Here is a 15,036-nt window from a genome sequence, read left to right on the forward strand (position 1 = left end):
TCCCCCTCCAGATTAAAAGTGAGTAATCACTCGCTTTTTTGAACTCATTATATGCTCTTTCCTTTCACTTGTATATCCCCTTTTTCTATCCTCTCCCTTTCCGCATTTCAGACACAAAAACACCCGGAAGCAGCCTCTTGGCCATCATCCGGGTGTTGATACCGCTATGTACTCATTTGGCATACGGAAGGTTGGGGACGTATTCGGTTCCTTTCACCCTGCCGATCCATTCCAGCTCGGCAAGCGCCAGACTCTCAAAGTTCTCCGCTACATGCACGTCTCCGCCTTCACGAATTCCTGCGATAATCGGATACAGTTTGCTGAAAATGCCATTGATGTACCACATGTCAAACAAAAGGTCGGGATGAACAAGCCTGTTTTTGAACAGAACGCCTACCATTTCGAAAAAGCCATACAGCGTTTGAAAGTTCATGTACCCGTCACTTCCGACCGGGAATCTCTCCAGAAACTGCTCATAGGTTCCATCCGTCACTTCTTGGCTCAACCAGCGCCGCGCCGCGCGAATGCGTTCCGATTCGAATTGGTCATACAGGCGCAGGATGATTTCTGCGTCCTGGAAAGTAGGGACCACCATGCTTTTTTTCCTCCCTTATCTTGTCATATACTTGTAGTATCGCATCTGCCATACATACAGACAAGCAGGAAGAAAAAGGCAAAGAGGAGACGGAACGACATGAAACGTATTTATTTGATCAGACATTGCCAGGCACACGGCCAAGAACCCGACGCGCCCTTGACGGCGACCGGACAAGACCAGGCGGTACAGCTCGCCTCCTTCCTGGAACCATTGGCAATCGAGCGCATTGTCTCCAGCCCCTTTTTGCGGGCATGCCAGACCATCGAACCGTTCGCCCAGCGGAAAGCTCTCTCTGTTGAGACAGACTCACGGTTGACAGAACGCGTTCTATCGTCCGTTCCCCTCGATGATTGGCTTACGCCTTTGTCCCAATCATTCGACGATTTGGACTTGTGCCTTGAAGGCGGCGAATCAAACCGCACCGCCATGCAGCGCGGCGCTGCAGCTATCCGAGACATCCTTGCGCACCATGCCGAGGCAACCGCAGTAGTGACCCACGGCGGCCTGATGACCTTGCTGCTCAAGCATTTCGACGACCGGTATGGATTTGCCGAGTGGAAAGCACTCACCAATCCCGATGTCTACGTCTTGCGCTTTTCATCGGACGGGACGCAGATCGAGCGCATGTGGGCTTGAAAAACAAAAAAGGTACCCCTACACGAGTACCTCTTCCAATGTCGCTTCGTTTTGCGTAGCCATGCGGCCCTCCGAACGGATCATTGCCTCCAGTTTATCAGGGGGCAATTTTTTTATGTATTGGACGAACACCCGGGCCAACTCTACATCGAATTGCGTGCCAGCACCAGCGTCGATACGATTGAGCGCTTCATCCACCGGCATCCCTTTCCGATAAGGGCGATCAGACACCATCGCGTCAAACGCATCGGCTACGGCCAATATGCGAGCGATCAGCGGAATTTGCTCCCCTTTCAACCCATCGGGATACCCTTTTCCGTCAATCCGCTCATGATGGGAACGGATCGCGGGCAAAAGCTCTTCGAACACGCCTGACTGCTTCAGGATTTGATAGCCGATGACAGGGTGCTCCTTGATTCGTTCATATTCCTCGTCCGTCAGCTTGCCTTCTTTTTTCAGAATATAGTCCTCGATCCCGATCTTTCCAATATCATGCAAAATCCCGCCAAAATACACATCATCCACAAATCTTTGCGAGGCGTGCAGCTCTTTGGCAATCTCGCGCCCAAAGGAGGCTACGCGATGCGAATGCCCATGCGTGTATGGATCTCTCGCATCGACGGAGTGCGCCAACGCCGTCAGGAAGGAATGATTGAGCGAGTTCACTTCAGCGACTTTCTCTTCAAGCTTGATCAACCCGTTGAAATATTGGCGAAACACGACGTTGATCGTCAAGAAAGCGATGGAAACCGGCAAAATCGCCAGCCAGCCGAAATGCGCAACCAGCCTTGCGCCGATATCCCCCATGATCATGAGCAAAAAGTAGACGCTTGTGCCGCCCCGCACCATTTCCTTGACTTTGGTCCACCACGACACGTTGACATAGTGAGAGATGAGAATCGCGCATAGTCCCGTGTTCGCCACAAAGAAAACGAACATGAGCAGCACGTCGGCAATCATCCAGGGGATGTTGTAGGAATCCAGCCACGTTTTCAGACAGCCGACGATCCAGATCGTGACCAGCCATTGGCCGATATTCGGCAGCATTTTCTTATGCGCCTTGAACAAAAAGGCCAGCAATATATTTTCCAGGATGGCTGACCATGTTCCCAACCACGTTCCCTCCAGCAAAATGCCGGAGAGAATGATTGCGCTGTTTAAGGTTAGTACCGCATGATAGGTACGAATGGGAGCAAAACAGACGATTACCGTCAGAAGCGTATAAATGAACAAAATCTGCAGGTTCTCTTTGGACTCCCAGTCTTGCATCACATAGAGCAAAATGAGCAGCGCCAAAATCGGGAATCCGACGGTAACAAATATTCCTTTAAGTCGCAAGCTAATGTTTTGGCGCATAGTGTTTACCTTCTCGCAGGCGGATTAAAGATAGCGGTTTATTCATGATGCGTTGCACGAGCAGGAAGGTACCCAAGATTACAAAAAGATCGCCAATGCTGATGACGCGTTTAAAGTAAAAAGGCTTGTAAATGAAATCTGCGAGAAACGGGAGATTCGTTTCTTCATTGAGCAGCACATGCTTGAAATCAGTACCGGCAATCAGTGTTTCCAATGGGAAAGGCACTTTCGTCGCCTGCTCCAGATCGACAGGCATCCTGCCGTAATTCGCCCAGATCACCAACGCATTCAGGAGCCACCCGATCATAAAAATGCGCATGTCCTCATGCTCGCGGTTACCATAGAAGAACAATAGCGTAAATACGTACGAGATCGAGACCAGCACTCCGGCATACTCGCCGACAAACGCGGAGCCTATTTGCAAAAGGATGCTGATTCCGAGCGCCCACAAGCTGCGAAACTGGGGCATCTCCCGAATCCGGCCCCCTCTAAGGAAGGCGATCACAAACGAAACGACTACCACGTCCAACATTTATGGATGTTCCTCCTCTTTTTTTCATCTATCTATCTGTATGAAAAACCAGGTTACACCGATTCTTTGGCGGAACCTTGATTATTGCACATACTTATCTGTTATAGAAACTTGGCTCCGCCAAGCCTTTGGCGGAGCCTTCGTTGCGCTTTCCCATCTGCCGAAAAAGCAACCTCTTCAAGAAGCGGCTGCCTTCCAATTATTTGCTGCTCGGTTTAGGGGTAAGCGCTCCAGCCAGCGGAAGTCGCTGCTACGATGCCCGCAACAACCAGTACAGCGAAAAATACTTTTTTCATACGGCTCTCCTCCCATACGACAAGAATTCGAAAACGCTTTCTTTACAAAGATGATAATTGCAAATCTTGTTGTATCTTCATCTTACAAAGAATTAGGTAATAGGATAATAGTTCACTAGACCTATATTATCCAAATTTCCCGAAGAAAAGCGGTTCCGTCCAAATGGGAGGGAACCGCTTCAATTTCCTTACATAACTGCCGCCAAAATCGCTTTCTGCGCATGCAGTCTATTTTCAGCCTGATCAAATACAACCGAGTTCGGTCCATCGATCACGCCTGCTGTCACTTCCTCGCCACGGTGGGCAGGCAAGCAATGCATGAACAGATGATCCGGGTCAGCCAGTTTGGCAATTTGCTCATTCACTTGGTAATCCGCAAAAGCTTTCAGGCGAATCTCGTTTTCCGCTTCAAAGCCCATGCTGGTCCAAACATCGGTGTACAAGACGTCGGCACCGGAAGATGCTTCTTGCGGGTCGTTGGTCAAAATGACCTTGGCGCCGCTCTTCGCAGCCAGCAGCTTGGTCTGTTCCGCTACCTCGGCCTCCAGCTCATAGCCTTTCGGCGTCGCCACGCGGACCTCCACGCCCAAAGCAGCGGCAGCAAGCACCAGCGAGGCAGCCACATTGTTGCCGTCTCCCAGATACGCCATCTTGACGCCTTCCAGCTTGCCTTTGTGCTCCAGGATGGTCAGCATGTCGGCGAGCGCCTGGCATGGATGGAAGCGGTCGGTCAAACCATTGATGATCGGAATCGATGCATGCTCCGCCAGCAGTTCCACATCAGCATGGGAATAGGTACGGATCATGATGGCATCGACATAGCGGGACAGCACTTTCGCGGTATCGCTGATCGGCTCGCCGCGCCCAAGTTGCAACTCTTTTCCGCTCATGAACATCGCCAAACCGCCCAGCTGGTACATGCCGACTTCAAAAGAAACGCGCGTGCGGGTAGAAGCCTTGTCAAAAATCATCCCCAGCGTTTTTCCTTTGAGCGGTTGATACAGATGGCCGTTCTTCTGCATCTCTTTTAACTGCAACGCAGATTGGAGCAGGTACGACAGTTCCTCTCCGGTAAACTCGTCGACGCGCAGCACATCTTTTCCTTTAAGGCTTTGCGATTGCAATTTTTGATAATGTTCCAATATCTTCACATTCATCATGATTGTCACCCTCCTTTTTCGTCAGTGAAGCCACATACAGCTCGAATGTCTCAACAGCCGTGAACAGCGGGATTCCTTTTTGCACCGCCAAACCGCGGAGCCGGAACCCTGTACGTCCGTGCCGGTTTCCTTTTGTTGCGGTAATGAAAGCGAGCGTCAGGCCGCCCGATTGGATCAATTGGCCAAAATCTTGCTCATTTTCAACGATGGCTGTGACAGCCACGCCTGCGTTTTGCAGCCATGACGCCGTGCCTTTGGTTGCGGCAAAGCGGATGCCTCGCTTGTGCAGTTCGGTTACAGATGCCACCAGCTTCGCTTTATCATCGTCAGCGAGCGAAATGAACAGCGTATCGTTTGGCACAAGCTTCGGATACGATGAGTCCTTGAACCGGAACGCTTTGGCCGCCGCTTCTTCAAACGTGCGCCCCAAGCCGAGAATTTCGCCGGTCGATTTCATTTCCGGTCCGAGCACCGGATCGACGCCGTTCAGCTTGATCGTGGAGAAGACTGGCGCTTTGACGACGGCAAACGAAATCTCGGGCAAAAGCCCTGTTCCGTAACCCATCGCTGCGAGTTTTTCCCCCAATTGTGCCCGAACAGCCAGCTCGACCATCGGCACCTTTGTCACTTTGCTTACGATCGGCACGGTTCGGGACGCGCGCGGGTTCACTTCAAGCACGTAAATCATGTCGCCCGCCACGACGAACTGGATATTGATCAGCCCCACCGCCTGCATTTTCTCAGCGATCCGTTTGGCGTAATCGACCAGTGTCGTCTTTTGCCCTTCTGTCAAATTCGGCGCCGGGAAGAGCGCCATGCTGTCGCCGGAGTGCACGCCTGCTTTTTCGACGTGTTGGAAAATGCCTGGAACCAGCACATCGGTACCGTCGCAGACAGCGTCCACTTCGACTTCCATGCCAGGAATATATTTATCTACCAAGAGCGGGAAAAAGCTCTTCATCAATTGATTGTTGAGCCAGCCTTCTACGGCTGTCGTCAATTCCACTTTGTCCTGAACGACGATCATGCCTTGACCGCCGATTACGTAAGAGGGGCGCAGCAAGACCGGATAGCCGATCTCCTCAGCTGTTTCAAGCGCTCCCGCGAGCGATTCCACACCGCGGCCAGGAATGTGCGGGATGTCCAGATCGCGCAGCATTTGGTAAAACAGCTCGCGGTCTTCCACCATGTCAATGGAAGCGAGGGACGTGCCCATGATCGTCATTCCGGCTTCTGCCAACGGTTGTGCCAGATTGATCGCGGTCTGCCCGCCGAACTGGACCATGACGCCTTTTACGCCTTCGCGTTCGGCCACATGCAAGACATCTTCTACCGTAAGCGGTTCAAAATAAAGGTGATCCGCTGTTTCGTAGTCCGTGCTGACCGTCTCCGGATTGTTGTTCACGACGATCGCCGCGATGTCTTTGGCTTGCAGCGACTTGGCTGCATGAACCGAGCAGTAGTCGAACTCGATCCCTTGCCCGATCCGAATCGGCCCCGAGCCAAGCACCATCACTTTTTGCCCGTCAATGTCAGCCACTTCGTCTGCGCCTTGCCAGGTTGAGTAGTAGTAAGGCGTTTGCGCATCGAATTCAGCTGCGCACGTATCTACGATTTTATAGCTTGGCGTAAGTCCGAACTCCTTGCGCTTCGCTCGTACGGTCGCGGCGTCGACGCCTGTCAGTTGGGCGATCGTCTGGTCGGCGAAGCCTTGCTTTTTGGCTGCTGCCAGCGTTTCCGCCGAGATGTTGTCCCATCCTGCTGCGGCAAGCTGCTGCTCGGTGCGAACGATCCGGGCGATGCAGCGCAGGAAGAACGGATCGACACCGGTTATTTGTTGGATCTCTTCTTCGGTAAAGCCTTTCCGCATCGCTTCCGCAAGCGCGAACAGGCGCAGATCAGACGCGTCTTTCAGCGCCAGGGTCAGTTCATCCTTGGACAGAGCGGCCACGTCTGCACGCTCCAGATGAATGCAGCCAAGCTCCAAGGAGCGCACGGCCTTCAACAAGCCTGCATCGAGATTGCGGGCAATCGCCATCACTTCACCGGTCGCTTTCATTTGCGTACCGAGCAAGCGGTCTGCCAACGGGAACTTGTCGAATGGCCAGCGCGGGATTTTGACTACCACATAGTCCAAAGCCGGCTCAAAGCTGGCATACGTGTATCCGGTGATCGGGTTCAGCACTTCATCCAGACGGTAGCCTAACGCCAATTTCGCCGCAATCCGTGCGATCGGATAGCCGGTCGCTTTGGAAGCCAGCGCGCTTGAGCGGCTTACCCGTGGGTTCACTTCGATCAAATAATATTGATCCGAATACGGGTCCAATGCGAATTGAATGTTGCAGCCGCCCACAACGCCCAGCGCGCGAATCACCTTGGTCGAAACGCTGCGAAGCATTTGGTACTGCTGATCCGTCAATGTTTGCGATGGCGCCACGACGATGCTGTCGCCGGTGTGAATGCCGACCGGATCGAGGTTTTCCATGTTGCAGACGATGATGCACGTATCATTGTCGTCGCGCATGACCTCGTACTCGATCTCCTTCCAGCCTTTGACGCTGCGTTCGATCAGCACTTGGTTGATCGGGCTCGCGTCGAGGCCACGGGTAGCTACTTCCAGCAGTTGTGCCTCGTTGTCGGCAATTCCGCCGCCCGCGCCGCCCAATGTGAAAGCAGGGCGCACGATGACCGGATAACCGATGGAAGTAGCGAAACGGACCGCATCCTCCACAGACTCTACCGTTTCACTCTCCGGTACAGGCTCGCCGATTTTTTTCATCAGCTGCTTGAACAACTCGCGGTCTTCCCCGTTTTGAATAGTGGAAAGCGGCGTTCCCAGCAGGTTTACCTGGTATTTTTCCAAAACGCCCGCCTCTGACAGCGAGACAGCCAGATTCAAGCCCGTTTGGCCGCCAAGCGTCGGGAGCAAGCCGTCCGGACGCTCCTTGGCGATGATGGCTGTCAACGATTCAACCGTCAGCGGTTCGAGATAAACTTTATCGGCCACCTGCTCATCTGTCATGATGGTAGCCGGGTTGTTGTTTACGAGAACGACCTGCACGCCCTCTTCTTTCAAAGAAAGGCAGGCTTGTGCTCCAGCGTAGTCGAATTCAGCCGCCTGACCGATCACAATCGGGCCAGAGCCGATGACTAGCACTTTCTTGATGTGTTCGATCTTAGGCATAATGCTTGGCTCCTATCACTTGCATGGATTGTATGAATTGGTTGAAAATATGCCCGGTGTCAGACGGTCCAGGATGCGCTTCCGGATGGAACTGCACGCTCATGATCTGATGCTGCAAATGGCGCACGCCTTCGACAGAGCCATCATTGACGTTCACATACGTGATGGCGAGCTGTTTTTTATCAATGGTATCGTCCTTGACGACGTATCCGTGATTTTGTGAAGTGAGATACACTTTGCCGGTCGCAAGCTCGCGCACCGGATGGTTGCTGCCGCGGTGGCCGTAGGCAAGGCGTCCCGTTTTCGCGCCATACATCAGCGCGATCATCTGATGGCCGAGGCAAATGCCGAGCGTAGGATACGCTTCCGCCATTTTTCGCCACTCCGCGCAATAGGCGGTGAGGTGGGCAGGGTCGCCAGGACCGTTGGAAAAAACCAGGCCATCCGGCTTCAAGGCTTGAATCTGGGCGAATGTCGTATCGAACGGCACGACGGTCACGCTGCAGCCCAGAGCGAGAAGCGAGTCGAGAATCGATTTCTTCATGCCCAGATCGATCAGAACGACATGCTCGCCTTTGCCAGGATAATGCTCCTGCTTTTGGCAGGAAACATCGGCTACCAGCGACTTTTTCGCATGTTTGTTGCGCGCTGCTGCTACTTCTTCGACTGTCAGCGGTTTATCGGAAATGATCCCGAACAAATCACCGGTCGCCCGCACCATTTTGGTAATCGTGCGCGTATCGATTCCGGATAGAATCGGGAACCCGTAATGCAAAGCGGCTTCCGCCAGCGAGTGCTTGGAGCGGAAATGGCTCGGTTCTTCACACAGTTCGCTTACAATCATGCCGGACAGAGCAGGTTTTTGCGCTTCGTTGTCCAAATCGTTTATTCCGTAATTTCCGATCAGCGGGTATGTGAATGTCACGATCTGTCCTGCGAACGACAGGTCGGTCATCACTTCCTGATAACCGGTCATCCCTGTAATAAACACAACCTCGCCGCTCGTCTCCAACGGCGCACCGTACAATTGACCTGCAAATACGTCCCCTGTCTCCAACGTCAGGTATCCGGGCCCGTATGATTTAGAATGTGAATCCACCATGGCCATCTCCTCTCCTTGCTCCCTTTCGATCTATATATATTCATCACGTTGCATACATATGCTTTGTTATGAATGATTATACAGTTTGATTAATAAAAATGCAACGAATTTTTGCAAGTGCGCCAATTCGTTGCATTCGTCTATCGCTATGCGGTTTGTTCGATCGCTTCTTTTAACAGCGCGATCACCTGCTTGATTTCCGCTTCCGTCGTCACAAATGACGGGAGCATGCGGATTACTTGCGGTCCCGCCTGCAGCAAGATCACGCCTTTTTCCCTCATGTACGCGAGAATGTCGGCGACCGGCACGCTAAGCTCCAGTCCCAGCAAAAGCCCCAGCCCGCGCACATCAATCACCTTGTCTGCATACAGGCTTTGCAGCTGCTTCAACTCTCCGACTAATACGTCATGCAATTGATTCACTTTTTGCAAATATCCTTGCTCCTCGATCTCCGTTACGGTTGCAAGGCCCGCTGCCATCGCCAGCGGATTGCCGCCAAATGTGGAGCCATGCGAGCCGGGCGCGAACGCTTCGGCGACTTTCCCCACCGCCATGATGGCCCCGACGGGAAAGCCGCTTCCCAGCGCTTTCGCCAGTGATACGACATCCGGCTTGATGCCGTACTGCTGGAAGGCGAACCATGTGCCTGTGCGGCCGATGCCCGTTTGCACCTCATCGACGATCAGAACCAGATCATGAGCGTCGCACAGCTCGCGAATCTCATTGACCCACGCCTGTTCCGCCGGATGGACACCGCCTTCCCCTTGAACCAACTCGAGCATGATGGCGCAAGTTTTGTCCGTGATCGCCGCCTTCAATGCCTCGCTGTCGTTATATGGCACCGTGACGAACCCTTCTGGCAGCGGCGCAAATCCTTCCTTTACTTTGGCTTGACCGGTTGCAGTCAACGTCGCCAGCGTTCTGCCGTGGAACGACTGCTCGAACGTGATCACCTCGTAGCGATCCGTTTGCTTCACCTTTTGCGCGTAGCGGCGGGCGATTTTGATTGCCGCTTCATTCGCTTCCGCGCCGCTGTTGCAAAAGAAAACACCGTCCAGGCCGGACAAGTCTGCGAGCTTGGCTGCAAGCTTTTCCTGAACCGGAATTTCAAACAGATTGGAGCAATGCCACAGCGCATCCACCTGTTCATGCAGCGCCTTTGCGACCGAATCGGGTACGTGCCCGAGTGACGCCACGGCGATTCCGGAGGTGAAGTCCAGATACTCTTTGCCCGCCTCGTCCCAAACCGCATTACCCTTGCCTTTCACCAAACGGATGGACCATCTCGCATAGTTATTCATCAAATTGCATACTGATTCCGCCGTATCCATGGACTCACGCTCCTTTTATCGATGTGCCTGTTTTTTCATTCGCAAAAGCTTTTAGCAAATCTTCAGCGGTTCCTTTGCAAATCACGACCTCTTTCACGCCCTGGCCGAGCGCATCAAGCGCCGATGTGACTTTCGGAATCATGCCGCCATAGATGACGCCGCTGTTAATCATCTGTTTAATCTCCTCGGAATCGGCTTCCGCCTTGACCGTTTTGGTGCCGTCCTCCTGCGTTTCGAGGATTCCGGGAACGTCCGTGATCATCATCAGCTTGTCGGCTGACAGGGCTGCGGCAATTGCCCCGGCCGCCACATCGGCGTTGATGTTAAAAACCGCCGATCCATCCGCTGCGATCCCCAATGGCGCAATCACCGGAATGCAACCTGCCGCAAGCACCGCCAGAATCGGCTCTTTGTTCACCTGCTCGATCTCGCCGACCAGCCCCAGCGGCTTCGCTGTCTTCTTCGCGATGATGACGCCGGCGTCCTGGCCGCTCATTCCCCATGCCTTCCCGCCTGCTTGCTGGACACGGCGAACGAGGAATTTGTTGATTGACCCGGCCAAAACCATCTCGACCGCCCGCATGGTGTCCTCACACGTCACGCGCAGCCCATCGATGAATTGGGGTTCAATCGCCAGCTTCTTTAACAGATGATTGATCGCAGGGCCTCCGCCGTGCACAATCACCACTTGCTTGCCGTCCTGCTTCAGTTTGGCAATGGTGGCAAAAAACTCATCCGGCAGCTCTTGCATCGTACTGCCGCCGCATTTTACTACAATCAGCGATGCCATGAAGCACCCTCCTGTCTCCTATGGGTAAAGCGGCACCTTGGGAAGACCCGCAGTCTCCTCAAATCCGCACATGATGTTCATATTTTGGATGGCCTGCCCCGCTGCCCCTTTGATCAAATTGTCAATGACAGAGAGGATGATGACACGGCCGGTCCGTTCGTCGAGATGAAGTGCAATGTCGCAGAAGTTGGAGCCGGACACCTCTTTGGTGCGAGGGTGGCCGCCGAACGGTCGAATGCGCACGAACGGTTCATCCGCATAGACGGATTCGTAATATTCTTGCAGTTCAGCCGCGCTTACCTGTTTTTTCAGCTTCACATAGATCGTCGCCAGTATGCCCCGCGTCATCGGCACCAGATGGGGCGTGAATTGAACAAAGAGCGCTTTGCCGGTCTGCTCTTGAATCACTTGCTCGATCTCTGGCGTGTGCTGATGCTGGCCGACTTTATAAGCATTGATCGATTCGGTCAGCTCGCTGTAATGAACGCCAAGCGAAACACCGCGGCCAGCTCCGGAAACGCCCGATTTGGCATCGATAATCCATGTTTCAGGGGCCACCCAGTCGGTTTTTGCCAGCGGAAGCAAGCCCAGCAGCGTGGCAGTCGGATAGCAGCCCGGATTGGCGATGACTTGCGCTTGCTTGACCAGCTCACGGTTATACTCGGGCAAGCCGTACACCGCCTGCTCTACCGTCTGGGCATCGGCAGGCTGCTTTTTATACCAGGTTTGGTATTGTTCGGCCGAATTCAGCCGCAAATCGCCGGACAAATCGATCACTTTGACATTCGTTTGCAGCAGCTGCGGCGTCAGCTGTACGCTTACCCCGGCAGGTGTCGCCAAAAACACCACATCGTTATTTTCAGCGATCGATGGGACATCAATTGCTTCCAAAAGAGGCAGCTCCACCTGATGAAGATGGGGAAAGAGAGAAGCGAGAGCCGTTCCTTCCGAGGAACTGGAATAAACACGCGGGCTGCCCACCTCCGGATGCATCGACAACAGCCTGATCAATTCAACGCCTCCATAACCGGTGGCGCCGATAATTCCTGCACGCAACATACAGCACGTCTCCATTCGTTGTATTTTTATACAACTATGATAATAAAAATGCAACATAGATTCAATCACTTTTCCGCTATTTGAAAACTTGTCCGTGCAAAAGACAAAAAAACGCCCATTCGCACGACAATTGTCGGGAATGGACGTTTTTTTGGTTTCGCCTATTTTTTTTCAGCCAGCCACGCCGCGATGTTATCGGCATCTGCACCTGAAACGAGGTTTGGCGGCATGCCGCCTTTCCCGTTTTTCAGGATTTCAAGGATTTGGTCTTTCGACAGCTGTCCACCGATTTTTTGCAGATTCGGACCGACAATCCCTTCAAGGTTTTGGCCATGGCAGCCGGCACAGGTGTTTTTAAAAGTCGCTTCCGCTTTTGCAGCGTCTACGCTTGCATTGCTTGTTCCGCCTGCTGCTGGTGTTTCCGCAGGCTTTTGCTCTGCTGGCGGTTGTGCCGCTTGATTGCCGCCGCAAGCGCTGAGCGAAATCGCCAACAGCCCTGCCAGTGCAAGTCCCATTACACGTTTCATCGTCTTCCCCCTCTTATCGTCATACGGATAAACAGATGACGGTATCAGTATCCCTCTCATGGCAAAAGATATACGAACACCCTGCCGATAAACCGGTTACTTGAGCGGCAAGTCAAGTGCGTTCCACTCGCGCAATTCCAGCGTACGTGCCTTCTCGACAATAACAGGATCTGCTTCTGCCAAGCGTTTGGCTTCTTCGAACGAATCGGCTTTGTAAATCACCATTCCCCCGAGCTTGTCGGTGAATGGGCCAGCCATCACCACTTGCCCTTTCAAAAACAGGTCATTGATATAGTCGAGGTGAGCAGGACGCACCTTGGCGTTCAACTCTTGATCCACGATTGGCAAATTTGCTACATACAACATGACTACGCCTCCGTTTCCACCTTGCAGAACTTGACTGGGTGATTGGTAAATGTTGCATATCATTCGTGTTCAGTATAACACTAACTGTCTGGTTTGGGTGTCACATTCTAGTGAACTTCCCGCTTATGTAAGGAGAGAAAGAACTCGGCCGGGTCCGTTGCTGATCAAGCCATCCACCCCAGCCTCAGCAAGCCGGGCCACATCGTGCTCATGATCTACGGTATAGGGTAAAACAAGCAGGCCCAACTTATGCGCCTCTTCCACAAGCTCGTGATCCACCAGATGATGCCAGACGTGCACGGCATGGACAGGATACGGCAAGCTCTGGATATAGCTCTCCAATCGGTAAAGGCGGGCTTCAAACAAAAGGCCGAGAGGAAGCGCCGGCTCCGTCTGATACACCTCTTCTAACACCTGATGATCGAATGAGGAGATGAGTAACCGATGCTTCTCTTTCCAGTCCCCGATCGCTTCTGCCACCCTCCGCCCAATGCCGGGATAGCGCACCGGACCGCTTTTGATCTCGATATTGATCAGATGCCCTTCCGGAAACACGGCCAGCACCTCATCCAGCTCGGGAACTCGTTCGCCCGCAAATGCCGGACCAAACCAGCCCCCTGCATCCTCTTGCTTCAGCTGCTCCATCGTTTTTTCGTGCACAAGCCCGCTCCCTGTCGTCGTCCGTCCCAGCTCATGATCGTGGATTACGCACAGCTTGCCATCTGCCGTCAGATGCACATCCAGCTCGACGCCTTGCGCTCCTTGGGCAAGCCCTTCCCGAAATGCGGCCAGCGTGTTCTCCGGCGCATTCGCTGATGCACCGCGATGTGCAAGTACGATAGGTATTCGTTTCATATCGTTCATCCTTTCCCGGTTTGCCAACAAAAAGAAGCCGCCCTATTCGTCATAAGGCAGCTTCTCGGCGTCACTTTATTTTATTTACCCATGGTTCATTTGAGAACGGAGGTAAGCGTCGATGAACATATCCAGGTCGCCGTCCATGACCGCCTGCACGTTGCCTGTCTCCGCGCTTGTGCGGTGGTCTTTCACCATGCTGTACGGATGGAAAACGTACGAGCGAATCTGGCTTCCCCACGCGATGTCTTTCTGCTCGCCCTGGATCGCCGCCAGTTCTTTCTCCTGCTCCTCGCGCTTCTTCTCAAAAAGTCGCGCAGCCAGCATCTTCATCGCCCGCTCGCGGTTTTTGATCTGGGAGCGCTCGGTTTGGCACGTCACCACGATGTTGGTCGGCAAGTGGGTAATCCGCACGGCGGAGTCGGTCGTGTTGATATGCTGACCGCCCGCACCGCTCGCACGGTATACGTCGATCTTCAAATCCTCCGACCGGATCTCCACTTCGTTGTCGTTCTCGATTTCCGGCAGGACATTGCACGAAACAAACGACGTGTGGCGTCGGCCGGACGAGTCAAATGGAGAAATGCGCACCAAACGATGGACGCCTTTTTCCGATTTGAGGTATCCGTACGCATTGTACCCCTTGATCAAGAGGGTTACGCTCTTCACGCCCGCTTCATCCCCAGGCAGATAGTCAAGCGTCTCCACCTTGAACCCTTTGGCCTCTGCCCAGCGCGTATACATGCGCAGCAGCATCGAGGCCCAGTCCTGCGACTCGGTGCCGCCCGCACCCGGGTGAAGCTCCAAAATCGCATTGTTTTTATCGTATCGGTCACTGAGCAAAAGCTCCAGCTCAAAGCCTTCAAATTCCTTTTTCAAATCCTGCGCGCTCTGGTACAGGTCCGGAATCAGGGACGTATCGCCTTCCTCCACCGCCAGCTCCAGCATCATCTGCAGATCATCATAGGAAGAGTCGAGCTTTTGCATCGTTTCAACCAGTGATTTCAGGACATTCAGCTCGCTGATCGTCTTCTGGGCAGCATCGTTGTCATCCCAGAAATCCGGGGACAGCATTTTGTCTTCCAGCTCACCGATTCGCTCCTGCTTGGCAGGGAGGTCAAAGAGACCCCCTAATATCCGCTAATCGCTTAGCCATGCTGGCCATCTCTTGCTTTACGTCTGCTACATCAATCAAAGCCATGGGCAAAACCACCTTCTCCTCAAACTACCGCTCACTCTCTATG

Annotated in this window: 14 protein-coding genes; 1 reads left to right on the top strand and 13 read right to left on the bottom strand. The window is 53.3% G+C overall.

The features are described from left to right. Positions 1-172 precede the first annotated feature (172 nt). The gene (locus ACTID9_RS26860) at positions 173-595 is read right to left on the bottom strand and encodes a DUF4760 domain-containing protein (RefSeq protein ID WP_441068422.1); all 423 of its coding nucleotides are present in this window, start codon (positions 593-595) and stop codon (positions 173-175) included. Between the two features lie 99 nt (positions 596-694). On the opposite strand from ACTID9_RS26860, the gene ACTID9_RS26865 reads away from it, so the two are divergent. Continuing rightward, positions 695-1,234, top strand: a complete 540-nt coding sequence (locus ACTID9_RS26865) for a histidine phosphatase family protein (RefSeq protein WP_441068424.1) — start codon at positions 695-697, stop codon at positions 1,232-1,234. An 18-nt stretch (positions 1,235-1,252) separates the two neighbouring features. On the opposite strand, the gene ACTID9_RS26870 is transcribed toward ACTID9_RS26865, so the two are convergent. The 12 genes from ACTID9_RS26870 to prfB all read right to left on the bottom strand — a co-directional run bounded on the left by ACTID9_RS26870 (position 1,253) and on the right by prfB (position 14,993). Continuing rightward, positions 1,253-2,590, bottom strand: a complete 1,338-nt coding sequence (locus ACTID9_RS26870) for an HD-GYP domain-containing protein (protein WP_441068425.1) — start codon at positions 2,588-2,590, stop codon at positions 1,253-1,255. Further along, positions 2,574-3,122 (bottom strand): DUF5317 domain-containing protein, encoded by a 549-nt coding sequence (locus tag ACTID9_RS26875; RefSeq protein ID WP_441068427.1) that lies wholly within the window; start codon positions 3,120-3,122, stop codon positions 2,574-2,576. Before ACTID9_RS26875 ends, ACTID9_RS26870 begins: the two co-directional genes overlap by 17 nt. Before the next feature lie 484 nt (positions 3,123-3,606). Then, positions 3,607-4,578 carry an ornithine carbamoyltransferase gene (argF, locus tag ACTID9_RS26880; protein WP_441068429.1) on the bottom strand — a complete coding sequence of 324 codons (972 nt, stop codon included), beginning with the start codon at positions 4,576-4,578 and terminating at the stop codon, positions 3,607-3,609. Continuing rightward, complete coding sequence (locus ACTID9_RS26885; RefSeq protein ID WP_441068431.1) at positions 4,523-7,762, bottom strand: carbamoyl phosphate synthase large subunit; 3,240 nt, start codon at positions 7,760-7,762, stop codon at positions 4,523-4,525. The genes argF and ACTID9_RS26885 overlap by 56 nt, the downstream gene beginning before the upstream one ends. After that, entirely contained in the window at positions 7,755-8,864 is a 1,110-nt protein-coding gene (locus ACTID9_RS26890; protein WP_441068433.1) for a carbamoyl phosphate synthase small subunit, read from the bottom strand. Before ACTID9_RS26890 ends, ACTID9_RS26885 begins: the two co-directional genes overlap by 8 nt. Before the next feature lie 146 nt (positions 8,865-9,010). Then, the gene (locus ACTID9_RS26895; RefSeq protein WP_441068435.1) at positions 9,011-10,195 is read right to left on the bottom strand and encodes an acetylornithine transaminase; all 1,185 of its coding nucleotides are present in this window, start codon (positions 10,193-10,195) and stop codon (positions 9,011-9,013) included. A gap of 4 nt (positions 10,196-10,199) precedes the next feature. Beyond that, a complete protein-coding gene (argB, locus tag ACTID9_RS26900) occupies positions 10,200-10,985 on the bottom strand; it encodes an acetylglutamate kinase (protein ID WP_441068437.1) in 786 nt (261 codons plus the stop codon). A gap of 18 nt (positions 10,986-11,003) precedes the next feature. Then, the gene (gene argC, locus ACTID9_RS26905) at positions 11,004-12,044 is read right to left on the bottom strand and encodes an N-acetyl-gamma-glutamyl-phosphate reductase (protein ID WP_441068439.1); all 1,041 of its coding nucleotides are present in this window, start codon (positions 12,042-12,044) and stop codon (positions 11,004-11,006) included. 161 nt (positions 12,045-12,205) lie between these two features. Beyond that, positions 12,206-12,571 carry a cytochrome c551 gene (gene cccB / locus ACTID9_RS26910; RefSeq protein ID WP_441068441.1) on the bottom strand — a complete coding sequence of 122 codons (366 nt, stop codon included), beginning with the start codon at positions 12,569-12,571 and terminating at the stop codon, positions 12,206-12,208. A 96-nt stretch (positions 12,572-12,667) separates the two neighbouring features. Next, on the bottom strand, positions 12,668-12,937 hold the full coding sequence (locus ACTID9_RS26915) for a YciI family protein (RefSeq protein ID WP_441068443.1): 270 nt from the start codon (positions 12,935-12,937) through the stop codon (positions 12,668-12,670). Between the two features lie 123 nt (positions 12,938-13,060). Next, positions 13,061-13,792 carry a glycerophosphodiester phosphodiesterase gene (locus ACTID9_RS26920; RefSeq protein WP_441068445.1) on the bottom strand — a complete coding sequence of 244 codons (732 nt, stop codon included), beginning with the start codon at positions 13,790-13,792 and terminating at the stop codon, positions 13,061-13,063. An 84-nt stretch (positions 13,793-13,876) separates the two neighbouring features. Next, positions 13,877-14,993 (bottom strand): peptide chain release factor 2 gene (gene prfB / locus ACTID9_RS26925; protein ID WP_441068447.1). Its coding sequence is split into 2 segments (ribosomal slippage): positions 13,877-14,911 and positions 14,913-14,993, totalling 1,116 coding nucleotides; the frame shifts between segments, so codons are not numbered across the junction. Positions 14,994-15,036 lie beyond the last annotated feature (43 nt).

This window comes from Brevibacillus fluminis (assembly GCF_052072235.1).
GTDB lineage: Bacteria > Bacillota > Bacilli > Brevibacillales > Brevibacillaceae > Brevibacillus_D > Brevibacillus_D fluminis_A.

Bases quoted from the DNA above. Each gene is read 5' to 3' on its own strand.
- ACTID9_RS26860 (WP_441068422.1), bottom strand. From the start codon at position 595: ATGGTGGTCCCTACTTTCCAGGACGCAGAAATCATCCTGCGCCTGTAT.
- ACTID9_RS26865 (WP_441068424.1), top strand. From the start codon at position 695: ATGAAACGTATTTATTTGATCAGACATTGCCAGGCACACGGCCAAGAA.
- ACTID9_RS26870 (WP_441068425.1), bottom strand. From the start codon at position 2,590: ATGCGCCAAAACATTAGCTTGCGACTTAAAGGAATATTTGTTACCGTC.
- ACTID9_RS26875 (WP_441068427.1), bottom strand. From the start codon at position 3,122: ATGTTGGACGTGGTAGTCGTTTCGTTTGTGATCGCCTTCCTTAGAGGG.
- argF (WP_441068429.1), bottom strand. From the start codon at position 4,578: ATGATGAATGTGAAGATATTGGAACATTATCAAAAATTGCAATCGCAA.
- ACTID9_RS26885 (WP_441068431.1), bottom strand. From the start codon at position 7,762: ATGCCTAAGATCGAACACATCAAGAAAGTGCTAGTCATCGGCTCTGGC.
- ACTID9_RS26890 (WP_441068433.1), bottom strand. From the start codon at position 8,864: ATGGTGGATTCACATTCTAAATCATACGGGCCCGGATACCTGACGTTG.
- ACTID9_RS26895 (WP_441068435.1), bottom strand. From the start codon at position 10,195: ATGGATACGGCGGAATCAGTATGCAATTTGATGAATAACTATGCGAGA.
- argB (WP_441068437.1), bottom strand. From the start codon at position 10,985: ATGGCATCGCTGATTGTAGTAAAATGCGGCGGCAGTACGATGCAAGAG.
- argC (WP_441068439.1), bottom strand. From the start codon at position 12,044: ATGTTGCGTGCAGGAATTATCGGCGCCACCGGTTATGGAGGCGTTGAA.
- cccB (WP_441068441.1), bottom strand. From the start codon at position 12,571: ATGAAACGTGTAATGGGACTTGCACTGGCAGGGCTGTTGGCGATTTCG.
- ACTID9_RS26915 (WP_441068443.1), bottom strand. From the start codon at position 12,937: ATGTTGTATGTAGCAAATTTGCCAATCGTGGATCAAGAGTTGAACGCC.
- ACTID9_RS26920 (WP_441068445.1), bottom strand. From the start codon at position 13,792: ATGAAACGAATACCTATCGTACTTGCACATCGCGGTGCATCAGCGAAT.